Genomic DNA, 25,992 nt, shown 5'->3' with positions numbered 1-25,992 from the left:
GAATTCGAGCCCGTTACCGAGGGGCCGTCCCGCGGGGCAACCCGGAGAACACTACGCACCGGGTCGCCCCACGTCAAACCGGCCTCAGCCGGGGACGGACGAGCGACTGACGCTCGCCGACGAGCGTCAGACCTCGACGACGACCGGAAGGATCATCGGCCGACGGCGGTAGTTGTCCGCCACCCACTTGCCGATGGTCCGGCGGACGAGCTGCTGCACCTGGCGGGGCTCCAGGACGCCGTCGCTCGCCGAGCGGTCCAGGGCCTCCTGGAGCTTGGCGACGACGGGCACGAAGGCGTTGTCGTCGATGCCGGAGCCGCGGGCCTGGATGGTCGGGCCGCCGATGATCTTGCCGTTGGTCGAGTCGACCGCGACGAAGACCGAGATGAAGCCCTCCTCGCCCAGGATCCTGCGGTCCTTGAGCGAGGCTTCGGTGATGTCGCCGACCGAGGAGCCGTCGACGTAGACGTAACCGGCCTGCACCTTGCCGACGATCCGGGCGACGCCCTTCTCCAGGTCGACGCAGACGCCGTCCTCGGCGATGACCACCCGGTTGCGCGGGATGCCCGTGGCGATGCCCAGGTCGGCGGCCGCCCGCAGGTGGCGCCACTCGCCGTGAACCGGCATGAGGTTGCGCGGCTTGCAGATGTTGAAGAAGTAGAGCAGCTCGCCGGCCGAGGCGTGGCCGGAGACGTGCACCTTGGCGTTGCCCTTGTGCACGACCTTGGCGCCCCAGCGGGTCAGGCCGTTGATCACGCGGTAGACGGCGTTCTCGTTGCCCGGGATGAGCGAGGACGCGAGGACCACCGTGTCGCCCTCAACGATGCGGATCTGGTGGTCGCGGTTGGCCATCCGGGACAGCGCGGCCATCGGCTCGCCCTGCGAGCCGGTGCAGATGAGCACGACCTCCTTGTCCGGGAGGTCGTCCAGCTGCTTGACGTCCACGACCATGTTGCCGGGCACCTTGAGGTAGCCGAGGTCGCGGGCGATGCCCATGTTGCGGACCATCGAGCGGCCCACGAAGGCGACCTTGCGCTTGTACTCGTGGGCCGCGTCCAGCACCTGCTGGATGCGGTGCACGTGGCTCGCGAAGGAGGCGACGATGATGCGCTTGTCCGCGTTGGCGAAGACGTTGCGCAGCGCCGCCGAGATGTCCCGCTCGTGCGGGATGAAGCCGGGGACCTCGGCGTTGGTGGAGTCCACCAGCAGGAGGTCCATGCCCTCCTCCGCCAGCTTGGCGAAGGTCGGCAGGTCGGTGAGGCGGCCGTCGAGCGGCAGCTGGTCCATCTTGAAGTCGCCGGTGGCCACGACCATGCCGGCGGGGGTGCGGATCGCCACGGCGAGGGCGTCCGGGATGGAGTGGTTGACCGCGATGAACTCGCAGTCGAAGGGGCCGATGCGCTCGCGCTCGCCCTCCTTCACCTCCAGGACGTACGGGCGGATCCGGTGCTCGGCGAGCTTGGCCTCGATCAGGGCCAGGGTCAGCTTGGAGCCGATCAGCGGGATGTCCGGGTTCTCCCGCAGGAGGAAGGGGACGGCGCCGATGTGGTCCTCGTGCCCGTGGGTGAGGACGATGCCGTCGACCTTGTCGAGGCGGTCCCGGATGTAGGTGAAGTCCGGGAGGATCAGGTCCACGCCGGGCTGCTCGTCCTCGGGGAAGAGGACGCCGCAGTCGACGATCAGGATGCGGTCCCCGTATTCGAGGACCGTCATGTTGCGGCCGATCTCGCCGAGGCCGCCGAGCGGAGTGATGCGGAGGGCGCCCTCCTTCAGGGCCGGAGGCGCGCCGAGTTCGGGGTGCGGGTGGCTCAAAAGACTCTCCTCACGACGCACGCCATATGCCCGGGGTCCTCCCCCTGGAGACATATGGCGTGCGTACTCAGTGTCGTTTTCCTACTGGGTCTGTGCTCTCGCGCCTTCAGTCCGGTCCAGCGGCGGACCCTGGGGGTCCGGCGAGCCGGGGCGCGCACGTCTGTGTCTGCCTACAGGTGTACCCCGCCGGCGGCGAGATCCTGCTTCAATTGCGCGATCTCCTCGGGCGTCGCCCCGACCAGTGGCAGCCGGAGCGGGCCGGCCGGGAGGCCCTGCAGCTCCAGCGCGGCCTTGGTCAGGATGGCGCCCTGGGTGCGGAACATACCGCTGAACAGTGGCAGCAGGCTCTGGTGGATCGCGGTGGCCTTGGCCACATCGCCCGCCAGGTAGGCCTCGATCATCGCCTTCAGCTCGCCGGCCGCGAGGTGCCCGACGACGCTGACCACGCCGACCGCTCCGACGGACAGCAGCGGCAGGTTGAGGATGTCGTCGCCGGAGTACCAGGCGAGGTCGGCGCGGGCGATCGCCCAGGCCGCGGAGCCGAGGTCCCCCTTGGCGTCCTTGTTGGCGACGATCCGCGGGTGCTCGCCGAGGCGGACCAGCGTCTCGTGGCTCAGCGCCACCCCGCTGCGGCCCGGGATGTCGTACAGCATGACCGGCAGCTCGGTCGAGTCGGCGAGGGCGACGGTGTGCCGGTACAGGCCCTCCTGCGGGGGCTTGCTGTAGTACGGCGTGACGGCCAGCAGGCCGTGCGCCCCGGCGGCCTGCGCCTGCCGGGCCAGCTCGATGCTGTGCCGGGTGTCGTTGGTGCCGACGCCCGCCACCACGTGGGCGCGGTCCCCGACCGCCTCCACCACGGCGCTGACCAGTCGGGCCTTCTCGGCATCGCTGGTGGTCGGGGACTCACCGGTGGTGCCGTTGACGACGATGCCGTCGTTCCCGGAGTCGACGAGGTGCGTGGCGAGGCGCTGGGCGCCTTCGGGGTCGAGTCCGCCGTCAGCGGTGAACGGGGTGACCATGGCGGTCAGGACCCGGCCGAACGGCGTTTGGGGGGTGGAGGTCGGAGCCATGTGTCCAAAGCTACTCGTAGGCGGTGGGGCGGTATCCACACCGGTCCAGGGTTCGGACAGGGGCAGCCGCGCGGAGCGGTGGAAACAGGCGGTGGGGTGGGATCCCGGTGCTGCCCGCTCGGGGGTTCAGGCAGCACCGGGATCCGTGTTCACGAATGTAGGGAGCGGCTAGAAAAGCCGCAATCCAGACATGCCAGACACTCTGCCCATATGCCTGTCGTCCCAGGTCAGGGGGCGACCCGGCCGTGCTTCTCGAAGGCCGCATGGGTGAGCGGCATGAGCTCGGCCCACTGCCGCTCCATCTGCTCGGCGACCATCTCGATCTCGCGCTGCGGGAACGACGGCACCGCCGAGTTCTCCCGCTTGGTCCGCAGCGACAGGAAGTGCATCAGCGAACGCGAGTTGCAGGTCGCGTACATCGAGGAGAACAGGCCGACCGGCAGCACCGCGCGGGCCACCTCGCGGGCCACCCCGGCCTCCAGCATCTCCCGGTAGCGGGCGTAGGACTCGCGGTACGCGGCCTCCATCGCCTCGGTGGTGGTCTTGTGCTGCTCGGGCGTGCCCTCGTGGAACTCGTACTTGCCCGGGCGGCCCTGCTGGACCAGCTTGCGGTCCTCGGCCGGGACGTAGAAGACCGGCTGCAGCTCGCGGTAGCGGCCGGACTCCTCGTTGTACGACCAGCCGCTGCGGTGCCGGTGGAACTCCCGGAACACGAAGATCGGCGCGCTGATGAAGAAGGTCATCGAGTTGTGCTCGAAGGGCGTGCCGTGGCGGTCGCGCATCAGGAAGTTGATCAGGCCCTTGGACTTCTCCGGGTCCTGCTGCAGCGCCTCCAGCGACTGCTCCCCCGCGGTCGAGACGCGGGCCGCCCAGACGACGTCCGAGTCGGCGGCGGCGCTGCGGACCAGCTCCACCGTCACGTCACTGCGGAAGCTGGGGGCCGTCGGTTCGTCGCTCACGCGTTACTCCTTGCAGGTTCGGTGCTGTGCAGCTTGATGGCGTGCTGCATGGTCTTGCGGGCGCGCGGGGTGTCGCCGGCGTCGGCGTAGGCCACGGCGAGGCGGAACCAGACCCGCCAGTCGCTCGGCGCGGCCTCCGCCTCGGTCCGGCGGCGGGCGAACACCGCGTCGGCCGAGTCCCGGTCGATCCGCCCGCCGGTGGTGCGCTTCAGCTCGTCCACCGGCAGGCCGCCCTCGGCCTCCAGCTCCCGGGCGAGCCGTTCGCTGGCCCGGCCGAAGCGGACGGTCTGGCGCAGGAACCAGAGCCCGATCACCGGGATGACGAAGGCGCAGAGGCCGATGCCGATGCCGAGCGGCTTGCCGGTGGCGATCAGCTGGACGCCCTCCCCCACGCAGAGCAGGGCGACCAGCAGCAGCACGCCGGACAGGACGAAGAAACCGGTACGGGAGGTCATGAAGGGCTCACAGGTCCAGGAAGTGTTCGAGGCCGAAGGTCAGCCCCGGGGTTTCGACGACCTTGCGCACGCCCAGCAGGATGCCCGGCATGAAGCTGCTGTGGTGCAGCGAGTCGTGCCGGATGGTGAGCGTCTCGCCGGTGTCGCCGAACATCACCTGCTGGTGGGCGAGCAGGCCGCGCAGCCGGACGGCGTGCACCGGCACCCCGTCCACGTCGGCGCCGCGCGCGCCGGGCAGGCTGTGGGTGGTCGGGTCCTGCTGCTTCGGGCGGCCGGCCTCGGCGCGGGCCGCGGCGATCAGCTGGGCGGTGCGGGTGGCGGTGCCGCTGGGGGCGTCGGCCTTGCGGTCGTGGTGCAGTTCGACCACCTCGACCGACTCGAAGTACTTCGCCGCGACCTGGGAGAACTTCATGCCGAGGATCGCGCCGATGGAGAAGTTCGGCGCGATCAGGACGCCGACGGGCAGCGGCGGGTGTCCGGTGGCCTCGGCCGGGACGAGCCAGCCTTCCAGCTCGGACAGCCGCAGGTCGTCCCAGCCGGTGGTGCCGGTGACCACGTGGATGCCGTTGTGGACGCAGTAGTCGAGGTTGCCCATCACCGAGTCCGGGTGGGTCAGCTCGACGGCGACCTGGGCCCCGGCCTCGGTCAGCTCCTCCAGCCTGGAGCCGCGGCCGAGGGTGGCCACCAGCTCCATGTCCGGCGCGGCCTCGACGGCCTTGACGGCCTCGGAGCCGATCCGTCCCTGGGCGCCGATCACGGCGACACGCAGCGTCATAGCGAAGTTCCTCTCACACCAGCCGGTTTCAGACCAGCAGATCGGCGAGCTTGGCGGCCCGCTTGTCGTTGACCGGGCCGATCAGCGCCAGCGACGGCCGGTACGCGCCCAGCACATCACGGGCGACCTCGTGGACGTCGTCCAGGGTCACGGCCGCGATCCGCTCCAGCATCTCGTCCACCGACAGGTGGTGGCCGTAGCTGAGCTCGGCCTTGCCGATCCGGTTCATCAGCGAGCCGGTGTCCTCCATGCCGAGCACCGTCGAGCCGGAGATCTGCCCGATCGCCCGCTGCAGCTCCTCCTCGGTGATGCCCTCGGCGACCACCTTGGCCAGCTCGGCGCGGCAGATCCGCAGCACCTCCTCGACCCGCTTGGGCTGGCAGCCGGCGTAGATGCCGAACAGGCCGCTGTCCGCGTAGGAGGAGGAGTACGAGTAGACCGAGTACGCCAGGCCGCGCTTCTCCCGGATCTCCTGGAACAGCCGCGAGCTCATCCCGCCGCCGAGGGCCGCGTTGAGCACGCCCAGCGCCCAGCGGCGCTCGTCGTGCCGCGGCACCCCGGGCACGCCCAGCACCAGGTGGGCCTGCTCGGTGGACCGGTTGAGCACCTCGACCCGGCCGGCCGTGCGCAGCGCCTTGACGCCGCGGCGGGCCTCGGCGGGAGCCGCGGTGGAGCGGGCCAGCACCGGCGCGAAGGCCTGCTCGACCTGCTTGACGACCTTGCGGTGGTCGAGGTTGCCGGCCGCGGCGACGACCAGGTTCTCGGGGCGGTACCGGCGGTGGTAGAAGCCGGCGATCTGGTCCCGGGTGAGCGTCCTGATGGTCTCCTGGGTGCCGAGGATCGGGCGGCCGAGCGGGCCGCTGCCGTAGATCACCTTGGCGAACAGGTCGTGCACCACGTCGCCCGGGTCGTCCTCGGCCATCGCCATCTCTTCGAGGATGACGCCGCGCTCGGCCTCCACGTCCTCGGTGCGGATCAGCGAGCCCGTGAGCATGTCGCAGACCACGTCGATGGCCAGCGGCAGGTCGGTGTCCAGGACCCGGGCGTAGTAGCAGGTGTTCTCCTTCGCGGTGAAGGCGTTCATCTCGCCGCCGACCGCGTCCAGGGCCGCCGAGATGTCCAGCGCGCTGCGCCGCTCGGTGCCCTTGAAGAGCAGGTGCTCCAGGTAGTGGGTGGCGCCGTTGAGCTGCGGCGTCTCGTCCCGCGAGCCGACGCCGACCCAGATGCCGAAGGTCGCGGAGCGAACCGTCGGCAGGGTCTCGGTGACGACCCGCAGGCCGCCGGGGAGGACGGTGCGGCGCACCGTGCCGGCGCCGTCGACGCCCTTGAGCAGGGTCCGGGTGCTGCCGGGACGCTGCATTACCGCCGGGGCCTGCGCCACGGGGGGTACCTCCAGAGAAAACGCACGTGGCGAAGGCACGTACGGACGAAAGCAAGGACAACTGGGTGCGGCCCGCACGCCGTGAGGCGTACGGGCCGCAGGGAGTCAGCTAGCGGCGCTTCACTCGGAAGCGGCCTCGCCGGCCTCTTCGCCCTCGATGACCGGGATCAGGGAGAGCTTGCCGCGCGGGTCGATCTCGGCGATCTCGACCTGCACCTTGGCGCCGACGCCGAGGACGTCCTCGACGTTCTCCACGCGCTTGCCGCCGGCCAGCTTGCGGATCTGCGAGATGTGCAGCAGGCCGTCCTTGCCCGGCATCAGCGACACGAACGCGCCGAAGGTCGTGGTCTTGACCACGGTGCCCAGGTAGCGCTCGCCGACCTCCGGCATGGTCGGGTTGGCGATCTGGTTGATCGTGGTGCGGGCGGCCTCGGCGGCCGGGCCGTCGGCGGCACCGATGTAGATGGTGCCGTCGTCCTCGATCGTGATCTCGGCGCCGGTGTCCTCCTGGATCTGGTTGATCATCTTGCCCTTGGGGCCGATGACCTCACCGATCTTGTCCACCGGGATCTTGATGGTGATGATGCGCGGCGCGTTCGGGGACATCTCGTCCGGGGAGTCGATGGCCTCGTTCATCACGTCGAGGATGTGCAGGCGGGCGTCCTTGGCCTGCTTCAGCGCGGCGGCGAGCACCGACGCCGGGATGCCGGTCAGCTTGGTGTCCAGCTGGAGGGCGGTGATGAAGTTGCGGGTACCGGCGACCTTGAAGTCCATGTCGCCGTACGCGTCCTCGGCGCCGAGGATGTCGGTGAGGGTCACGTAGTGGGTCTCACCGTCGATCTCCTGGGAGATCAGGCCCATCGCGATGCCGGCGACGGCGGCCTTCAGCGGCACACCGGCGTTCAGCAGCGACATGGTCGAGGCGCAGACCGAGCCCATCGAGGTGGAGCCGTTGGAGCCGAGCGCCTCGGAGACCTGGCGGATGGCGTACGGGAACTCCTCGCGCGAGGGCAGCACGGGCAGGATGGCCCGCTCGGCCAGCGCGCCGTGGCCGATCTCGCGGCGCTTGGGCGAGCCCACGCGGCCGGTCTCGCCGACGGAGTACGGCGGGAAGTTGTAGTTGTGCATGTAGCGACGACGCGTCTCCGGGGAGAGCGTGTCCAGCTGCTGCTCCATGCGCAGCATGTTCAGCGTGGTGACACCCAGGATCTGGGTCTCGCCGCGCTCGAACAGGGCCGAGCCGTGCACCCGCGGGATGGCCTCGACCTCGGCGGCCAGGGTGCGGATGTCGGTGACACCGCGGCCGTCGATGCGGACCTTGTCCTTGATGACGCGCTCGCGGACGATCTTCTTGGTCAGCGCGTTGTAGGCGGCGCTGATCTCCTTCTCGCGGCCCTCGAACTCGGGGAGCAGCTTCTCGGCGGCCAGCGCCTTGACGCGGTCCAGCTCGTTGTTGCGCTCCTGCTTGCCCGGGATGGTGAGGGCCTGGGCGAGCTCGTCCTTGACGGCGGCGGTCAGCGCGGCGAGGACGTCGTCCTGGTAGTCCAGGAAGACCGGGAACTCACCGGTGGGCTTGGCGGCCTGGGCGGCCAGCTGAGCCTGCGCGGCGCACAGGACCTTGATGAACGGCTTGGCGGCCTCCAGGCCGGAGGCGACGACCTCCTCGGTCGGCGCGTCGGCGCCGCCCTCGACCAGCTTGATGGTCTTGTCGGTGGCCTCGGCCTCGACCATCATGATCGCGACGTCGCCGTCCGGCAGGGCGCGACCGGCGACGACCATGTCGAAGACGGCCGACTCCAGCTCGGTGTGGGTCGGGAAGGCCACCCACTGGCCGTTGATCAGCGCGACGCGCACGCCGCCGATCGGGCCGGAGAACGGCAGGCCCGCCAGCTGGGTGGAGGCGGAGGCGGCGTTGATCGCGACCACGTCGTACAGGTGGTCGGGGTTGAGCGCCATCACGGTGACGACGACCTGGACCTCGTTGCGCAGGCCCTTGACGAAGGACGGGCGCAGCGGGCGGTCGATCAGGCGGCAGGTGAGGATCGCGTCCTCGGAGGGCCGGCCCTCGCGACGGAAGAACGAGCCGGGGATGCGGCCCGCGGCGTACATCCGCTCCTCGACGTCCACGGTCAGCGGGAAGAAGTCGAAGTGCTCCTTCGGCTGCTTGGACGCGCTGGTGGCCGACAGCACCATGGTGTCGTCGTCCAGGTAGGCGACGGCGGAGCCGCCGGCCTGACGGGCCAGGCGGCCGGTCTCGAAGCGGATGGTACGGGTGCCGAAGGAACCGTTGTCGATCACGGCCTCGGCGTAGAACACGTTCTCTTCCACCTGGAAGATCTCCTCTTTCGTACGTCTCCGGGAGAGCGTCCCCGCGTCCTGCCTGCGGGCGGCCCTGGGCCCCCGTCTGGGAGGGCGGCAGTCGGGCCGGTCTTCGATCGAAGCCTCCGGAGTGCCCCGCTCGGTCTGCGGGGGTTCCGGCGGCCACTACCGAGGACCGGCGCCTCACAGCTGCCGGGCCGGGAAGGGCGGTCCGCGTCTGGACGCTCTCTCGGATGCGGGCGGCTTCCGTTTGAAGCCTTCGTCCCGCGGGGGGTTGGGGTCCTTCTGCCTGGGTGGCGCGCTGGTGCGCCATCACCCGGCATGCCCACAACCCTACGGTGCAATCCTCGGCCACCTGGGGAGGTGCGCGCGAGTTGTTATGTCAGGGTGCCGCGGCTCGGGAGGTCCGCGGCATACGCGCGAGGGGCGGCTCCCCGGTGTGGGGAGCCGCCCCGAGCGGCGGTCTTAGCGGGCGCCACCGGCGGCACCGCGGCGGATGCCCAGGCGGTCGACGAGCGTACGGAAGCGCTCGATGTCCTTCTTGGCCAGGTACTGCAGCAGACGGCGGCGCTGGCCGACCAGGATCAGCAGGCCACGGCGCGAGTGGTGGTCGTGCTTGTGGGTCTTCAGGTGCTCGGTCAGGTCCGAGATGCGGCGGGACAGCATGGCGACCTGGACCTCGGGGGAGCCGGTGTCGCCCTCCTTGGTGCCGAACTCGGCCATGATCTGCTTCTTGACGTCAGAGGCGAGAGCCACTGCAACTCCTTACAAGGTCTACCGAGCGGTCCTGGTCGACAACACAGGACTCTGTGAGAACTCGATGTCGTGACGGAGCGCGGCTGACGCCCTTCCGGATTTGTCGCTGGGCGACCCACCAGGGCGGACACACGGCTGCGCTCGAAGGCCAGCGTACCAGTGCCGCCCACCCGGCCGGGCGGCCGGGCGGGCAGCGGGCGGGCAGCGGGCGGGCAGCCCTGGGCGGCCGGTCAGCCGGTGGCGCCGCGGACCAGTCGGTAGATGTCCAGGACGGCGAGCGCCAGCGGGACGAGCGAGATCAGCGTGAGGCTGTCGACCAGGTCCAGGATGCGCCCCCAGAACGGGGAGACGCCGAGCCGGGGCACCACCAGGGCGATCGCGACGAGCAGCGCGGCACCGAAGGCGATGGAGACGGCCAGCCAGATCGTGCGCAGGTCGAGCTGGGTGGTGGAGCCGGCCACCCGCAGGAAGAACTGCGGGGTGTGCAGGGACAGTCCGACGATCAGCAGGCAGAGGCCGAGCAGGCCCGCCACGGTGAGGCTGAGCACCTGCGCGGTGTAGCGGAACAGCCGGGCGCGCAGCATGGTGGCCAGGCCCAGGGCGAGCGCGAGCAGTTCGGGGAAGGTCTCGTCGGTGAAGCCGAGGACCGCGCAGGCGCCGACCACGACCGCGGCGCAGCCGCCGACCAGGCCGACCAGCACCTCGTGGCCGCGCCGGGCCTGGTGGGCGATCTTCTCGTACTGGACGGCCTCGGCGCGCTCGGCCTCCTCGTCGTAGTCGCGGCTGCGGGTGCGGGTCTGGCCGGGGGCGCTGAAGCCGACCGGCAGCCGGGCGAAGCGGGCGGAGAGGCTGGGCAGGAAGCCGAGGACGGCGACGGCGGCGACACCGGTGACGGCGGCGATGTGCCCGGCGGGGGTGTCGGGCATCAGGACGGCGGCGAAGGTGGCGAAGGTGCCGGCGGTGGCGACCAGGGCGGCGGCGACGAACGCCGCGTCCTTCTCGGGCAGCAGGCCGGCCAGCAGCACGGCGACCACCAGGACGCAGACGCAGCCGGCCAGGAACTGGAGCCGGCCGGGGCCCTCCCACGGGTGGGCGGCGGCGATGATGCCGCTGCCGCCGATCATGGCGTGCGGCAGCGCGCCGAGGCCGAGGGCGAGGGCGGCGTGGGCGTCCTGGTAGACCCGGGCGCGCACGCCGGCCAGCGCGGTGAGCACGACGGCGGTGACTCCGGCCAGGACGCCGGGCAGGCCGTGCATGTCGTGGCGCAGGTCGGAGAACCAGAGCGCGAAGCCGAGCAGGGTGAGCAGCACCCCGGCGCCGATCAGGCCGAAGCCGCGCATCAGCTCGGCGGTCCAGAACCGGCGGTCGGCCTCGACGGCGCTGGCGATGGCGTCGGCGACGTCGTCGTAGACCGCGGGCGGCAGGGACTCGGCGAAGGGGCGCAGCGCGAGCAGGTCGCCGTCGCGGACCTGCTGGGCGGCCAGGGTCAGGCCGCTGTCGAGGACGGTCCCGTCACGGCGGACCAGGTGGAAGCCGGTGGGCGCGCCCTCGGGCTGGCTCTGGTTGGCCAGGCGCAGCACCTCGGGGTAGACGTCCGCGAGCGGGACGTCCTCGGGCAGGGCGACGTCGATCCGGCGGTCCGGGGCGACGACCGTCACCCGGCAGTAGCCGGTAGCGGCGGCATTGTTCATGCTTCCGCCTCGTTCCTTCGACGCACGTGGCGCTCCCCCTTGTTGACGGTGCCGAGGCACGGCGGCGCTCGGTGTGGCTGTGGAACCGGCCCGACCGGGCCGCGAGTTGGCGCGGCGTTACCCTACCCGCTCGGTCGGTGACCGGGTCCTGGCGGGCGGGCCCGGGCCGACCGTTAGGATCGGCGCCTGCGCAAAGGTACGGGGGCTGCGCTGTGTGGGGCGTCCTCAGCCGCCGGATTCCCGTACGGACCGTACGCAGTCACGTGAGGGCTGATGCCGAAGTGATCGATCGACGCCACGGGGTGGATGACACATGGGTGTGATCACGGTCAAGCGACCGGCCAGGGCGTATCCGCCGACCGTGCCGGACGAACCGGTGGAGCTGGTGAGTCCGCCCGAACTGCCCCGGCAGGGCGGCGAGGACTGGCTGATGAGCATCCTGCCGATGCTCGGCATGGGCGGTTCGGCAGTGTTCTTCTTCTCGCCCGGCGCGGCCGCCCCGATGAAGATCATGGGCGGTCTGATGGTCGCCTCGACGGTCGGCATGGTGCTGGCCCAGATCGTGCGGGCCCGCAAGGGCGGCTCCACCGCGATGGCGGACGAACGGCGCGACTACCTCAAGTACCTGCAGCAGACCCGCCGCCAGGTGCGCCGCACGGCGGAGCGCCAGCGCGGCGCGCTGCTGTTCCTGAACCCGGCGCCGGACCAGCTCTGGTCGATCGTCGAGGACGGCCGGCGGCTGTGGGAGCGGCGCCCCGGGGACGGCGACTTCGCGCAGATCCGGGTGGGCCTGGGGCCGGTGCAGCTGTCCACCCCGCTGGTGGCGCCGCAGACCGCGCCGATGGACGAGCTGGAGCCGCTGTCGGCGGCCGCGATGCACTCCTTCCTGAAGGCGCACGGCACCCTGCAGGACCTGCCGCTGGCGGTGTCGCTGCGGGCCTTCTACCACATCACGGTGTGCGGGGATCCGGACTCGGTGTACGGCAACGTGCGCGCGATGATCGCCCAGTTGACCACCCTGCACTCGCCGGACGACCTGATGGTGGCGGTCGCCGCGGCCCCCGGTGCGGCCGAGGAGTGGGACTGGGCCAAGTGGCTCCCGCACAACCAGCACCGCAAGGAGGCCGACGGCGCGGGCTCGCGCCGGCTGTTCGCCACCGACCTGGGCGACCTGGAGTACCTGCTGCAGGACGAGCTGTCCGGGCGCCAGCGGTTCATCCGGGACTCGGCGCCCTCGGCGGACCAGCCCCACCTGGTGGTGATCATGGACGGCGCCGGGGTGCCGCACGACTCGATGCTGGCCAGCCCGGAGGGGGTCCAGGGCGTGACCGTCATCGAGGTGGTCCCGGGCGAGGTGGACGAGCCCAGCGGGCACCTGATGGTGACGGTCAACTCCGAGGAGCTGGTGCTGCGTTCGGCCTCCGGCGCGACGTACAGCGGCAAGCCGGACCTGCTCTCGACCTGGCAGTCCGAGGCGCTGGCGCGCCAGCTGGCGCCGTACCGGGTCTCGGCCGGCGGGGACGACGAGCCGCTGCTGTCCAACCTCGACTTCACCGACATGATGAACTCGGGCGACCCGGGCTCCTTCGACGTGAGCCGCAGCTGGCGCCAGCGCGCCCAGCACGAGCGGATGCGGGTGCCGATCGGTGTCGGCGCCAACGGCGAGCACGTCTACCTGGACATCAAGGAGGCCGCGCTGGAGGGCATGGGCCCGCACGGCCTGTGCGTCGGCGCGACCGGCTCCGGCAAGTCGGAGCTGCTGCGCACCCTGGTGCTGGCGCTGGCGATGACGCACTCCTCGGAGATCCTCAACTTCGTCCTCGCCGACTTCAAGGGCGGTGCGACCTTCTCCGGCATGGCGGACATGCCGCACACCTCCGCGGTGATCACCAACCTGGAGGGCGAGCTCACCCTGGTCGACCGCATGCGCGACGCGATCGAGGGCGAGCTGCACCGCCGCCAGGAGCTGCTGCGCTCGGCGGGCAACTACGCCAACATCCACGAGTACGAGCGGGCCCGGGCGGCCGGCGCGGCGCTGGACCCGCTGCCCTCGCTGGTGCTGATCATCGACGAGTTCTCCGAACTCCTCACCGCCAAGCCCGACTTCATCGAGATGTTCATCCAGATCGGCCGGATCGGCCGGTCGCTGGGCGTGCACCTGCTGCTGGCTTCGCAGCGCCTGGAGGAGGGCAAGCTGCGCGGCCTGGACACCTACCTCTCGTACCGGATCGGTCTGCGCACCTTCTCGGCGGCCGAGTCGCGGGCGGCGATCGGCGTGCCGGACGCCTACCACCTGCCGCCGGTGCCGGGGGTCGGCTACCTCAAGTTCGGCGAGGACGTGATGGACCGGTTCAAGGCCGCCTACGTCTCGGGGCCGTACCGGGCGCCGGGGCAGCAGCGGTCGACCGGCGGGCAGCGGGTCGCCGCTCACCCGGTGGAGTTCACCGCGGCCTACGTGGAGCCGCCGGACCCGGTGGTGGAGGAGGCGCCGCCGGTCCCGGAGCAGGACGACGCGCTGGTGGACACCGTGCTGGACGTGTTCGTACAGCGGATGGTCGGCCAGGGCCCGGCCGCGCACCAGGTGTGGCTGCCCCCGCTGGAGGAGGCGCCGAGCATGGACCACCTGCTGCCGCCGCTGCAGGTCGCGCCGGACCGCGGGCTCACCGCGACCGGCTATCCGGTGGGGCGGCTGCGGGCGCCGATCGGCATCGTGGACAAGCCGCGCGAGCAGAAGACGGACATCCTGGAGGTCGACTACGCGGGGGCGGCCGGCCACGGCCTGATCGTGGGCGGCCCGCGCTCGGGCAAGTCGACCGTGGTGCGCACCACGGTGGCCTCCTTCGCCCTCACCCACACCCCGCTGGAGGTGCAGTTCTACCTGCTGGACTTCGGCGCGGGCAGCTTCCAGTCGCTGGCCGGGCTGCCGCACGTCGGCGGGGTGGCCGGGCGCCTGGACGTGGACAAGGTGCGCCGGATGGTCTCCGAGGTGCACGGGGTGATGAACCGGCGCGAGGAGCTGTTCCGGGTCGCCGGGATCGACACCATCGCCACCTACCGGGCCCGTCGGGCGGCCGGCCAGCTGCCGGACGAGGCCTTCGGCGACGTCTTCCTGGTGATCGACGGCTGGAACACCTTCAAGCAGGAGTTCGAGGGCCTGGAGCCGGTCATCGGCGACATCGCGCAGCGCGGCCTCGGCTACGGCGTCCACCTGGTCGTCACCGCGGCCCGGTACGCGGAGGTGCGCCCGGCCCTGAAGGACCTGCTGCAGAACCGCACCGAGCTGAAGCTCGGCGACGCGATGGAGTCCGAGGTGGACCGCCGGGTGGCGGTCAACGTCCCGGCGCTGGCCGGGCGCGGCATCACGCCGGACCGGCTGCACTTCCTGTCCGGCCTGCCGCGCCTGGACGGCTCCTCCTCGGTGGACGACCTGCAGGCCGGCGTGGCCGGCCTGGTCGCCGCCGTCGACGGGGCCTGGAGCGGCCCGCGCGCCCCGCAGGTGCGGATGCTGCCGGCCGTCCTGGACGGGCACTCGCTGCCGAAGGGCTTCGAGCACCCGGAGCGCGGTGTGGCCTTCGGCGTGGACGAGGCGGAGCTGTCGCCGGTCTTCGTCAACTTCGAGACCGACCCGCTGTTCATCGTCTTCGGCGACACCGAGTCGGGGAAGTCGGCCGTGCTGCGGATGCTGGTCAAGCAGATCACCGAGCGGTACACCCCGGACCAGGCGGGCATCGTGGTCGGCGACTACCGGCGCGCGCTGCTGGGCGCGGTGCCGTCGGAGTACCTGGTCGAGTACGCGGCCGCCCAGCCGGCCATGTCGGCCGTGGTGGACATGCTGCGCGGGGCCTGCTCCCGCCGTCTGCCGGGCCCGGACGTGACGGCCGAGCAGCTGCGCAACCGCAACTGGTACACCGGCAAGGACATGTTCGTGATCGTGGACGACTACGAGCTGGTCGCGACGAGCTCGGGCAACCCGCTGGCGCCGCTGGCCGAGTTCCTGCCGTTCGCCCGGGACATCGGCCTGCGGGTGATCGTGGCGCGCAGTGCGGGTGGCGCCGGGCGGTCGCTGTACGAGCCGGTGCTGCAGCGGATGCGCGAGCTGGGCGGCCAGGGCGTGATCCTGTCGGGCAACCGGGACGAGGGCGCGCTGCTGGGGACGGTCCGGCCGCAGGCGCTGCCGCCGGGCCGCGGGGTGTACGTGTCGCGCCGTGCGACCGGCGGGCAGATGGTCCAGACGGGCTGGCTGCCGGTGGCGTAGCCGCGAATCGGCCCTCGTCGGCCGTCACGGATGGTGATCGAAGGGGTCGGACTTCCGCAGTCCGGCCCCTTCGGCGTCCCAGGTGCTGAAACGTTACCTAGATCTTTCGCCGGGGGTGCTGCGGTTCCCGCACCTCGCCCGGGAGTTGCCGTGCCGTTCCGGGGCGCCTGGGCGTGTCATCCTCCGCCCGCGCTGCGGCCTTTGAATCTCGTCATTCAACTCCTTGTTCACCTTCGATTCATTCGCGTTGGCACCGAGGTAACAAGTCGGACAAACCGCGCGCTGACTGATTGTGATCATCAGATCGCATGTTTATGCCCTTCTCCGCAACGGATTCCGAAGCAGTTCCGGCGTTGACGCAGTCAATACGCCCAAGGTTCCATTGCGGCCCGGGAGCGACCGGACAAAGGACCCGAGCAACCAGCCAGCGGAGGCGATACCGCTCCCCACCCAGGACCGCACAGAGCCGATCGGAACGAACATGAGCGACACGCTTCGCCCGCCACAGACCGTAGCCGCCACGGCGGCCGGGGCCGCCTCGCCCCAGCAGCTCAAGCGCTCGATCGGCGTCGTGGGCGGCACACTGCTCACGCTGTCCTGCGTCACCCCCGCCTCGACGCTCTTCGTGATCGTGCCGGAGCTGTTCTCCAGCATCGGCAGCGCCACCGCCCTGGCCATCGCCATCGGCACGGTGCTCTGCGTCGCCGTCGCGTTCTGTTACTCCGAGCTCGGCACCCTCATCCCCAGCGCCGGCGGCGAGTACGCGATGGTCGGCACCCTGGCCGGACGCCTGATGGGCTGGCTGGTCTTCGTGCTCTCGCTGATCGTGGTGATGATCGTCCCCTCGGTCATCGCCCTCGGCACCGCCGACTACCTCGCCCCCGTCCTGCACGTGGACAAGGCCATGACCGGCGCCGCCGTGATGCTGGCCGCCACCCTGGCCGGCCTGCTCGACCTGCGCGCCAACGCCTGGATCACCGGCATCTTCCTGGTGCTGGAGGTCATCGCGGCGGGCGTGGTCTCGGTGCTCGGCTTCTCCCATGCCAACAGCCACGCCCCCAGCCTGCTGCACGGCGTGGTCGCCGGGGAGGGCGGCACCAGCAGCACCGTGAGCATCGGCGCCATCGTCGGCGCGCTCGGCATCGCCCTCTTCATCACCCAGGGCTTCTCCACCGCCGTCTACCTCTCCGAGGAGCTGGAGAACCCCCGCCGCAACGTCTCGCGCACCGTGCTGTGGACGCTCGGCATCTCCTCCGCGGTCATCCTGGTCCCGGTCGTCGCCATCACCGTGGGCGCCCCCGACCTGCAGACCCTGACCTCCGGCGACATCTCCGGCATGGTCACCGCCTGGAGCAACTCCGCCGTCGGCACCTTCATCAGCCTCTGCGTCGCACTCGCCATCATCAACGCCGGCATCGTCATGGTCATCCAGAACTCCCGGGTGCTGTTCGCCTCCGCCCGTGACAAGGCCTGGCCCGAGCCGGTCAACAAGGCCTTCTCCACCCTCGGCCGCTTCGGCTCCCCGTGGATCGCCACCCTGGCGGTCGGCCTGCCCGGCGCCGCGCTCTGCTTCGTCAAGGGCGAGCTGCTGAGCAACATCACCGGCGTCGCCGTCACCGGGATGTACCTGCTGGTCGCGGTCGCCGCGCTGCTCTCCCGCCGCGGCCACCACAAGCACGCCGCCGCCTGGCGGATGCCGCTGTGGCCGGCCGTCCCGGTCGTCCTGATCGCGGTCCTGCTCTACGTGATGACCAAGCTGGACACCGAGCCCCTGCTGTGGACCGGCGGCATCACCGCCGCCGCCACCCTCTACTGGCTGTTCTACCTGCGCCCCCGGCAGGAGACCCGCTGGGTGATCAGCCTCCCCGACGACCAGCAGGCCTGACCCCCACCCCCCTTCCCCCACCTCCCCCACAGAGCGGTGCCCCGGGCCTCCCCCAGCCCGGGGCACCGCCGCGTTCACGGCGCTACTTCTTCGCCTTCCACGCCGGGCTGGTGGCGATCGCCTTCAGCTGCTCCGCGGTGAGCAGCTGCCTTCCGGTCGGGCCCTGGGCGGCCACGACCTCCATGCCGTCCGGGTGCAGCACGGTCACCCGCAGCGGCTGCTTGTCCTTGCTGTCCGGGCCACCGAGGACGAGCACCTTGTTCCCGTCGGGCAGGACGACCGCGTCCTTGAACGCCTGCTGCGCGGGGTTGTCCACGGACTTCGCCCAGTTCTCCACCCGCAGCACCAGCGAGCCGGCTTCCTGCCCCTGGCCCAGCCGGAAGGTGGCCGTCAGCGCACTGCCGCTGCGGTCGGTCACGGTGACCCCCGGGGGCAGCAGCCCGGCCAGGACGGCCTCCCGGTCCGGCAGCGACAGGCCGGGGTCGATCGCATCGGTGTCGATCCCGTCGAACTTGACCGCCGCGACCGTCCGGTCCCAGGACTTGTCGGTGACGATCGCCTTCAGCTGGTCGAAGGTGAGCGGCGGGTTGGGGCGGCTGTCGCGGGCGCCCTTCTCCGCGGGCGCGTTCCACTCGCTCAGGTTGATGTCCCGGCCGTCCGGACCGGACAGCGAGGCGATCCACGCCTTGGTGTCGGCCCGGCCGTCCGAGTACTCGTGGCCCTGCTGGAGCATGAGCTGGGAGCCGTCCGGCAGGGTGGTGACGCTGCAGGAGTCGACCCGGGCGAGCTTGAAGTCTTTCGGGCAGCTGCGCGGCTGCCCCTGGTTGGGGCGGTGCTTCTGGATGCCGATCTGGACCAGCGACTTGCCCTGACCGTCGTCGAAGACCACGTCCGCGCCGACGAAGGTGCCGCCCGTCCGGTCGTCGTCGGTGCCGCGCCCCTTGCCGTCGGTGGTCTCACCCTTGGGCAGCAGGGCCTGGAAGGTCGCCAGCACCTCGTCGCCGGTGATCACGGTCGGGGCCGAGGACTTCACCGTCGTCGGAGTGGCCGCGGGGCCGGCGCCGGCCGTGGTCGTCGGGGCGGAGGCAGCGCTCACCGTCCCCGCGCCCTTCGCCCCCGACGCCCCGGTCAGGTACACGGCGCCGGTGCCCACCAGCGCCAGCGCGGCCGCGCCGCCCACCACGGCGGCGGTCGACCGGCGGCGCCAGCGGCGGCGGCCGCGCCGGTAGCCGCCCGCGACCAGGTCGGCCTGCTCGGCCTGTCCGGCGCGGAACCCTTCACCCGTACGGGTGAGGGCATAAAGAAGATCGTCCTCGAACTCTTTCGGTTCGGACATGGTGTTCACCGTCTCCTTGCGTCACGGGTTGCGAGAAGTGCTGTTCGTCCGGACGGCCGCCGGCCTCAGCGGGCGGCCAGCTCGGCCAGCGAGTCGCCGAGCAGGGTGCGCAGCCGGGCCAACGCCCGGGTCGTACGGGTGCGGACGGCGCCGGAGGAGACCCGCATGACCTCGGCGGTCTCCTCGACGCTGCGGTCCTCCCAGTAGCGCAGCACCAGGACCGCACGGTCCTTGGGCGGCATCCGGCCGAGCGCGTCCAGGAGGGTCAGCCGCAGACTGCTGTCGGCCTCGTGCCCCTCCGGCTCCGGCAGCGCGTCGGTGGGGCGCTCGCCACTGGAGCGGCGGCGCTGCTGGGCCAGGAAGGTGCGCACCATGACGGTGTGGGTGTAGGCCGCCGGATTCTCGATCCGGTCCCGGCCCCGGCCGCCGGTGAAGGCGCTGCGCCGCCAGACCACGTACATCCGGCTCAGGGCGTCCTGCACGAGGTCCTCGGCGTAGTGGGTGTCACCGCTGGTGAGCAGGCAGGCCGAGCGGTAGAGGTGCCCGGTGCGGCCGGAGACGAGTTCCAGGAACTCGGCGTCCTTGGCCTCCCGGCCGGCCCCGATCCACCCCATGCGCGCTGCCCCCCGTGCTCCGCCCTCCCTGACACTTGATCGATGCGGTGGGCGGGCGAGGGTGTTACAGCCGTTGCGGAGGAACTTTCCGACCGGTGGCTCAGCCGGCGGACTTGCGCCGCTGGTCGCGCAGCACCACGCCGCCGCCGATCAGCAGGGCGACCAGCAGCACGCCGACGCCGAGGACGTACGTCGCGGTACGGCCGTCGCGGTCCGCCTGGGTCTCGCCGAGGCCGACCGGCTGCGGCACGATCGGCGCGGAGGCGAGCTGCACCGGGGCGTCCGGGGTGGCGGTGAACGGCGCGACCTCGGGTGCCTTGGTGACGGCCTTGACCGGGTCCACCACGCCCCAGCCGACGAACGGGTCCGGGTCGCGCTGGGTGCGCTGGGCGGTCTGCTCGATCCAGGCCCGCACCTGGGCCGGCTTCCAGTCGGGGTGCGCGCCGACCAGCAGCGCGGCGAGCCCGGAGACGTACGGGGCGGCGAAGCTGGTGCCGTTGTCCACGCACTGACCGCCCTTGGGGACGGTGGACAGCATGTCGACACCGGGAGCGGCGACCTTCACGAAGGAGCCGTACTGGGAGAACGGCGCGCGCTCGTTGTTCCGGTCGGAGGCGCCGACGGCCAGCACGGTCGGGAAGGCGCCCGGGTAGGTGTCGCCCTCCTTGCCGTCGTTCCCGGTGGAGGCGACCACCACGACCTTGTTCGCCTCCGCGAACTCGACGGCGGCCTTCAACTCCGCGTAGCCGCCGAACTGGGCGTTGGCGGCGCCGCGCACGTCCTGAGAGATGTTGATGACCTGGACCTTGGCGGCGACGGCGTCCGTGATCGCCTGGACCAGGGTGGAGACGTCGCCGTTGCCGTCGCTGTCGTTCTGCCGGATCGAGCGGATCCGGGCGTCGGGGGCGAGCCCGACGAAGCCGGTCCTGTCGCTCCTGCGGGCCGCGATGATGCCGGCCACCTTGGTCCCGTGGCCCACCGGGTCCTCGGTGGACTTGCCCTGGATCTTCTCCTTGGTCTCCCGGTTCACCAGCAGGTTGGGGCCCGCGTCGACCTTTCCGGACAGCTGCGGGTTGGTCTCGTCCACACCCGTGTCGATGACCGCGACGGTCACGCCCGCGCCGGTGGTCCGCCCGCCCTGCCACAGCTCGTCCAGCAGCAGGCGCTGCAGCGACCACGGGACGGTCTGCACGTCGGGCGCGTTCTGCGGGCAGTCGCCCGCGGCGGCCAGCGCGGGCCCGCCGTCGGCGTACGCCGGGGCGGCGAGCGGGCCGCCCAGCACCACCAGCGCGGCCAGTGCCGCGGCCGCCTTCCGGTACCCGCGTCCGGACACCCTGCCACCCCTCATGTCGTCCACCCGTGCCGAGGGCCTGTCCTCGCACTCCACCTGCGGGAGTGCGAGGACAGGCCCTGGGGGCGGTGCCCGGAAGCCCGGTGCCCGCCCCTGTCGTTCCCGCTCGGGAACGCGCGGTCAGTGCTGCCAGAGCTTGGCGTTGTTGTCCTCGGTCGTCTTGTAGCTCTGCGCGGCGTTGTCCAGCGAGGTCGCGATCTGCGAGCAGACCTGCTGCAGGTCCTTGGCGCGGTCGTCCCAGATCTTCTGGTGGGCCTGGTAGCCCTCCTGGGCGACACCCTGCCAGCTGCTGGCGATGCGCGTGACGTTGCCCTTGAGGTCGTTCAGCAGCTGGTCGATGCGGCCCGCCGAGGCGCGCACCTCCTCGGCCGCGTGGTGAACGGTCTCGAAGTTGACGAGAATGTGGTCGGACACGTTGTCTCCCTTGACGAGGGTGCGGAGCGTCCCGCAGTCAGTGGCGGACGCCCCGCCGAGCGGTGGGTCGGAACAGACCGGTGATCGGCCCGGTGACGACGGCGACCGGCCCCGGAACGGTGAACGGCCCGGGAACGGCGATCAGCCCTGGAGCGGTGATCAGCTCTGGGTGGAGAACATCGCCTTCTGCTCTTCTTCGGTGCTCGCGTAGTGCTTGGTGGTCTGCTCGATCGCGTGCTTGATCGCGTTCAGCGACTCCTTGAGCTTCGCGATGTCGTCGTTGACCCTGTTCTGCAGGGTCGTGTAGGCCGTCGCCGCCTGGCCCTGCCAGCCGGCCGTGATGCCCTGGACCGTGCCGATGAGCTTGGTCCGCTCAGCCTCGATCTTGCCGATGGCCTCTTCGATCTGCTTGGCGAAAGCCTGCATCTCCTGAGCAGTCATCGTGAACTGACCAGCCATGCTCCACCGTCCCCCATGAGACAACAAATTGCGTGTGCGGAGGGCCCTGCGGGCCCCGGCCGCCGCATCACCCCTGTGATGCCCAGCAGCACTGTAGTCGGCACACGCAACTCGCCCAACACCGAGCACTGAGTAGTTACCAGACCATGACACTGCGGCCAATTCCGTTGCCGGGCTTGGCCGGTCAGGCGCCGTACGGGCGCCCTGTCGAACGCCGTACGGCCGGTCGGTCGGGCGTTCTGCTGCCGGTCGGTCGGGCGTTCTGCTGCCGGTCGGTCAGGCGTTCTGCGGCTGGGCGGCGCTCTTCGCGGTCAGCGGCGGGCCGGCCGGGACCAGGTCCGACCACTCGTGCGGCACCGGCAGCGGCTGGAGCCCCTGGTAGCCCAACCGGGCCTGGTTGCCGCCCTGTTCGTCCGGCTGCTGGCCCGGCTGCTGCCCCTGCTGCGGGTCCGGCGCCGCCGGGTTCGGAGCTGCCGGGTTCGGAGCTGCCGGGTTCGGTGCGCCCGGCTGCGGGGCCGGCGCCTTCGGGGCGCCGCTCTGGCCGGGCTGCGCCCCCGGCGAGGGGGTGCCGCCGCGGCCGCCGTCGCCGTTGGCCGGGACGGCGTAGCGCAGCCCGGTCTCGGTGATCAGGAAGTCGGTGCCGGAGCCGGCGGTGGTGTTGTTCAGCGCCCGGTAGAACAGGCCGTGACCGGGAGTCACGTACGCGGCGCCGGCGCCGTTGTTGTACCCCGCGGGATACGTGGGCCCGGCCCAGACACTGCGCTTGGGCGTCTTGCCGTCCTCGGCGACGCCGTCGAAGGTGCTGCACACGACCAGCCGGGCGTCCTGCCGGTCCTGCCAGTTGTTCACCGGCGCACCGGACTTCACCGGCCAGTCGGCCGCGGTGTCCGGCAGCCGGACGTCGCTTCCGTACCGGGACTGGTCGGACGGGGTCATCTCGTCGCTGCGCGGCTTCTTGTCCTGGTCGTACTTGTAGAGCATCTGGTAGGCCGGGTTCTGCCGGATCAACTCCGCCTGGAACGCCGTGATCAGGTAGAGCTTGTCCTTGCCGACCACGTAGTTGCGGTCCTGGTAGTGCACCAGCCGGCCGATCCGCTGGTCGGCGGCGTTCTCCAGCTTCACCTGGGAGTTGGGGGCCTGGCTGTCCGCCATCTCCTTGACCTGCGGGAAGGTGATCGGGGTGCCGTTGACCAGGGTGTCCAGCCAGTCCCGCTTGACCCGCTGCGGCACCGCGTTGGGCCCGAAGACCGCGGTGACCAGGGACTTGCGCTCCTTGTCGTCCGACTGCGGTGAGCCGATCTCGTGCTTGCGGCCCTGCGCGTCGACCAGGTACACCTTCGCCCCCGAGGCGGCCGGCTGCCCCGGCACCGTCGCGGCGGAGACCTGCTGCTCGTCCGCCTGCTGCACCAGCATCAGCTGGTCCGGGCCGAGCATCCGGTCCTTGGCCGCCAGCGCCGCCGCGTCCTGGCCCGCCGCCACGAACACCGCCTGGTTGACGGTCTCCTGCTTCTCGTCCGAGCCCGGCCGGTCGCAGACCGCCCACTTCATCGGCTGGCCCGCGTTGTCCTTGCTCGGCAACTTGTCCGGCGCGTACGGGATGCCGATGGTCGGGCCGTGGTTGGGGTACCGGTCGAGCACCCCGTCGTCCACCACCACGACCTTGGCGTCGGCGGCCAGCACCAGCCGCGCCGAGGACATGTTGAGCACCTGGTGCAGCCGCTTGGTCTTGCCGTCCGGGTCGAACAGCACCACGTACCGGGTGGTCGACTGCTTGCCCTGGATGATGTTCTTGCCGTCGTCCCACTTCACCGGCGCGCTCGGCTTGAACACCCCCCAGACCCCGAACCCGGCCACGATCACCGCTCCGGCCAGGACACTCGGCAGCACCGCCTTCACCGGACGCGGCGCGTCCTCGTCGCTGCCGCCGCCGGCGGGCAGCAGGAAGGCGCCCACCGTCCGCTTGCGGGCGAAGGTGTACGCGTTCAGCTCGTCCCGGCGCGATGCCATCCTCGTCGTCCCCCTTGTCAGACGTGTGTCGGACCTCGTCCGACCGACCTGCCCCGTGGTCCACCCGCCGGGCACGAACCCGCGCGAACCCTCTACGATGCGGCAGCAGACGGTGAGTACGGTACGGGTACGGTCCGCGAACCAGCCAGCCGGGCCGCGACAACGGATCAGAGAGGGCCACCGGGGGATGCCAAGCCAGACCGCTCCAGGACGCCGCCGCAGCGCGGGCGGCGGGAGGGCGCGCCGGTCCGGCCGGGCGCAGCAGGGCGGCCCGGCCGCCGGGACCGCCCGGCCCGGGCCGAGCACCGGGGGCGGCGGTGCCGTCCAGGTCCGCGTCAACCCCCGACCCGGGCTGCTCGGCGGCCGGTTGAAGCTCCAGCAGCTGGTCCTGATCGAGGTCGCGGCCGCCCTGGTCGCGGTCGGCTGGACGATCAGCCGCCCGGTCGCGGCCGGCTTCGGCGCGGTCGCGCTGGTGCTGCTCGTCCTCGCGGCCGTACCGGTGCGCGGACGGACCATCCCGGAGCTGCTGCGGGTGCGCTCCGCCCTCAAGTCCCGCCGCAAGCAGGCCAGGACGCTGCTGCCACCGGTCGGCACCGACCCGGCGCTGGCCCCCGCCCTGGAGCTCGAACCCGGGCTGCGCACCTGCACCCACGCCACCGAGGCCGAGTTCGGCGGCCGCCCGGTCCGCCGGGAGACCGGCATGGTCGGCGACGGCACCTTCCTCAGCTCGGTGCTGCTCGTCCAGGCCAAGGACCAGCCGCTGCGCCCGGTGCGCACCGCCCTGCCGCTGCCGCTGGACGTGATCTGCTCGGCGCTCACGGTGGACGACATCACCCTGGAGTCGGTGCAGCTCGTCCAGCACACCCAGCCCGCCCCGGCCCCGCACCTGCCCGAGCAGTCGCTGGCCGCCCGCGCCTACCGCGAACTGCCGGACGGCACCTCCACCCCCGGGCTGCGGCTGACCTGGGTCGCCCTCAAGCTCGACCCGGAACGCGCGGCGACCGCCGTGCGGGCCCGCGGCGGCGGCGAGGAGGGCGCCCGCAAGGCGCTGCAGCGGGTGACCGACCAACTGGCCGGGCGGCTCAACAGCGCCGGCTTCAACGCGACCGTGCTGGACGAGCGCGAACTGATCGCCGCCCTGGCCATCTCCGCCTGCGCCAACCCGATCGCAGTGGCCGGCCGCCAGGGCACCGGCAGCGGCGGCGGCACCACCCGCCGCACCCAGGAGGGCGGCCGGTTCTGGCGGATCGACGACCGCTGGCACACCACCTACTGGATCTCCCGCTGGCCGCAGCTGAGCCGCCCCGACGGCGCCCCCGGCCGGATCGCCGCACCGGACCTGGTCAACCTGATCACCGGCTCCCCCGCGCTCGCCAGCACCTTCAGCCTGACCGCCGGGCACGGCACCGGCGGCTCGGTCACCGTCAGCGGACACCTGCGGGTGACCGGGCGCAGCGAGAGCGAGGTCGGCCAGGTCGGCCGCCAGGTGGAAGCCAGGGCACAGAGCGCCGGCCTCGGCCTCGTCCGGCTCGACCTGGAGCAGGCCCCCGGCATGCTCGCCACCCTGCCACTGGGAGGAGCGTCCTGATGGCGTACCAGACCTATCCGGCCCTCGGTCCGCAGCCCGGCGCCGAGCAGCGGCGGGCCCGACCGCGGATCCTGCCCGGCTTCGGCCTGCGCGGGCCGCGCCGGGAGAAGCACGTGCTCGAAGCGGCCGACCTCGCCGCGCTGGCCTTCCCGGTCGGAGACGACGGCGTGGTCATCGGCGTCGACCCGCAGGGGCTGCCCGCGGTACTCGGCCTGTTCCGCCCCAGCGCGTACGACATCGTGCTGGTCGGCGGCATGTGGACGGCCCAGATCATCGCGCTGCGGGCGGCCGCGATCGGCGCCCGGGTCGCCGTGGAGACCGCCCGCGGGCAGCTGTGGGGCCCGATGGCGCAGGCCGCCGGCGGCGGCCAGCCCTGCGTGACGGTCCACCAGGTCGGCCGACTGGGCCCGCAGGGCGCCTCGGTGGCCTCGCCGGTGCTGGTGGTGCGCGACCTCGGCGCCCGCCCGCCGCGCAGCCGGCTCTCCGCCGCACCCTGGCAGACCACCCTGACGCTGCTGCCGTACCTGGGCCCGAACGCCGCCCGGGTGCTGAACGCGGCCGACCTGGTCGGCGTGCAGCGGATCTCCCCGCAGGAGGCGGAGCTGACCGGCCGGGTACTGTCGCTGCCGCCCGAGGACGTGGCCACGCTGCCCACCCTCGGCGACGACCTCACGCTGTGGGCGACCCGGATGCGGCGCCAGTACGTACGGGCCGTGGCCGGGCAGGCCGAACAGCAGGTGCTCGGCGGGCCGCGCCGGATGGACTGAGCGGCGGCTCGCCGCACCCGGCGGGCCACCGCGGAACCGAAGCCGCCTTCAACGGGGGTTGCCGTACGGCCTAGTCTGTGATGCGGCAACGGCACCGC

19 protein-coding genes are annotated in these 25,992 nt (G+C 71.7%); 4 read left to right on the top strand and 15 right to left on the bottom strand.

Annotated elements, in window-relative coordinates; translation table 11 throughout:
* Window positions 1–126: 126 nt before the first annotated feature.
* From CRP52_RS21495 to eccD, 9 genes are all read right to left on the bottom strand, one after another.
* Window positions 127–1,812 carry a ribonuclease J gene (locus CRP52_RS21495; protein WP_097237874.1) on the bottom strand — a complete coding sequence of 562 codons (1,686 nt, stop codon included), beginning with the start codon at window positions 1,810–1,812 and terminating at the stop codon, window positions 127–129.
* Window positions 1,813–1,982: 170 nt separating this feature from the next.
* Window positions 1,983–2,882: a 4-hydroxy-tetrahydrodipicolinate synthase gene (gene dapA, locus CRP52_RS21490; protein WP_097237873.1), complete on the bottom strand. Its 900-nt coding sequence runs from the start codon at window positions 2,880–2,882 to the stop codon at window positions 1,983–1,985.
* A gap of 227 nt (window positions 2,883–3,109) precedes the next feature.
* Window positions 3,110–3,841, bottom strand: a complete 732-nt coding sequence (gene thyX, locus CRP52_RS21485) for an FAD-dependent thymidylate synthase (RefSeq protein WP_097237872.1) — start codon at window positions 3,839–3,841, stop codon at window positions 3,110–3,112.
* Window positions 3,838–4,296, bottom strand: coding sequence for a tetratricopeptide repeat protein (locus tag CRP52_RS21480; protein WP_097237871.1), 459 nt, complete (start codon window positions 4,294–4,296; stop codon window positions 3,838–3,840). The genes thyX and CRP52_RS21480 overlap by 4 nt, the downstream gene beginning before the upstream one ends.
* A gap of 7 nt (window positions 4,297–4,303) precedes the next feature.
* Window positions 4,304–5,071 carry a 4-hydroxy-tetrahydrodipicolinate reductase gene (gene dapB / locus CRP52_RS21475; RefSeq protein WP_097237870.1) on the bottom strand — a complete coding sequence of 256 codons (768 nt, stop codon included), beginning with the start codon at window positions 5,069–5,071 and terminating at the stop codon, window positions 4,304–4,306.
* A 28-nt stretch (window positions 5,072–5,099) separates the two neighbouring features.
* Window positions 5,100–6,431: a M16 family metallopeptidase gene (locus tag CRP52_RS21470; RefSeq protein ID WP_097237869.1), complete on the bottom strand. Its 1,332-nt coding sequence runs from the start codon at window positions 6,429–6,431 to the stop codon at window positions 5,100–5,102.
* 141 nt (window positions 6,432–6,572) lie between these two features.
* Entirely contained in the window at window positions 6,573–8,780 is a 2,208-nt protein-coding gene (locus CRP52_RS21465; protein ID WP_097237868.1) for a polyribonucleotide nucleotidyltransferase, read from the bottom strand.
* Window positions 8,781–9,236: 456 nt separating this feature from the next.
* On the bottom strand, window positions 9,237–9,527 hold the full coding sequence (rpsO, locus tag CRP52_RS21460; RefSeq protein WP_030062424.1) for a 30S ribosomal protein S15: 291 nt from the start codon (window positions 9,525–9,527) through the stop codon (window positions 9,237–9,239).
* Window positions 9,528–9,757: 230 nt separating this feature from the next.
* Entirely contained in the window at window positions 9,758–11,218 is a 1,461-nt protein-coding gene (eccD, locus tag CRP52_RS21455; RefSeq protein WP_097237867.1) for a type VII secretion integral membrane protein EccD, read from the bottom strand.
* Between the two features lie 313 nt (window positions 11,219–11,531).
* On the opposite strand from eccD, the gene eccCa reads away from it, so the two are divergent.
* Window positions 11,532–15,473 (top strand): type VII secretion protein EccCa, encoded by a 3,942-nt coding sequence (gene eccCa, locus CRP52_RS21450; protein WP_097237866.1) that lies wholly within the window; start codon window positions 11,532–11,534, stop codon window positions 15,471–15,473.
* A gap of 481 nt (window positions 15,474–15,954) precedes the next feature.
* Window positions 15,955–17,358: an APC family permease gene (locus CRP52_RS21445; protein ID WP_097237865.1), complete on the top strand. Its 1,404-nt coding sequence runs from the start codon at window positions 15,955–15,957 to the stop codon at window positions 17,356–17,358.
* Window positions 17,359–17,440: 82 nt separating this feature from the next.
* Here CRP52_RS21445 and CRP52_RS21440 read toward each other — a convergent pair whose 3' ends face one another.
* The 6 genes from CRP52_RS21440 to CRP52_RS21415 form a co-directional block, all read right to left on the bottom strand.
* Window positions 17,441–18,694 carry a hypothetical protein gene (locus tag CRP52_RS21440; RefSeq protein ID WP_097237864.1) on the bottom strand — a complete coding sequence of 418 codons (1,254 nt, stop codon included), beginning with the start codon at window positions 18,692–18,694 and terminating at the stop codon, window positions 17,441–17,443.
* Between the two features lie 65 nt (window positions 18,695–18,759).
* Complete coding sequence (locus CRP52_RS21435; RefSeq protein ID WP_097237863.1) at window positions 18,760–19,308, bottom strand: SigE family RNA polymerase sigma factor; 549 nt, start codon at window positions 19,306–19,308, stop codon at window positions 18,760–18,762.
* A gap of 100 nt (window positions 19,309–19,408) precedes the next feature.
* Entirely contained in the window at window positions 19,409–20,641 is a 1,233-nt protein-coding gene (gene mycP, locus CRP52_RS21430) for a type VII secretion-associated serine protease mycosin (protein ID WP_257032791.1), read from the bottom strand.
* Between the two features lie 138 nt (window positions 20,642–20,779).
* A complete protein-coding gene (locus CRP52_RS21425) occupies window positions 20,780–21,073 on the bottom strand; it encodes a WXG100 family type VII secretion target (protein WP_097237862.1) in 294 nt (97 codons plus the stop codon).
* A gap of 159 nt (window positions 21,074–21,232) precedes the next feature.
* Window positions 21,233–21,514 (bottom strand): WXG100 family type VII secretion target, encoded by a 282-nt coding sequence (locus tag CRP52_RS21420; protein ID WP_257032790.1) that lies wholly within the window; start codon window positions 21,512–21,514, stop codon window positions 21,233–21,235.
* 294 nt (window positions 21,515–21,808) lie between these two features.
* On the bottom strand, window positions 21,809–23,539 hold the full coding sequence (locus tag CRP52_RS21415) for a type VII secretion protein EccB (RefSeq protein ID WP_097237860.1): 1,731 nt from the start codon (window positions 23,537–23,539) through the stop codon (window positions 21,809–21,811).
* A gap of 187 nt (window positions 23,540–23,726) precedes the next feature.
* Between CRP52_RS21415 and eccE the strand changes: the two genes are divergently transcribed.
* Together eccE and CRP52_RS21405 are read left to right on the top strand one after the other, a co-directional pair.
* Window positions 23,727–25,127: a type VII secretion protein EccE gene (eccE, locus tag CRP52_RS21410; protein WP_179852873.1), complete on the top strand. Its 1,401-nt coding sequence runs from the start codon at window positions 23,727–23,729 to the stop codon at window positions 25,125–25,127.
* The gene (locus CRP52_RS21405; protein WP_097237859.1) at window positions 25,127–25,894 is read left to right on the top strand and encodes a hypothetical protein; all 768 of its coding nucleotides are present in this window, start codon (window positions 25,127–25,129) and stop codon (window positions 25,892–25,894) included. Before eccE ends, CRP52_RS21405 begins: the two co-directional genes overlap by 1 nt.
* Window positions 25,895–25,992 lie beyond the last annotated feature (98 nt).

Source organism: Streptomyces sp. 1331.2 (genome assembly GCF_900199205.1).
Taxonomy (GTDB): domain Bacteria; phylum Actinomycetota; class Actinomycetes; order Streptomycetales; family Streptomycetaceae; genus Kitasatospora.
Note: the sequence above shows the minus strand (reverse complement) of the source record. Positions and strands in the feature narration are given on the sequence as shown.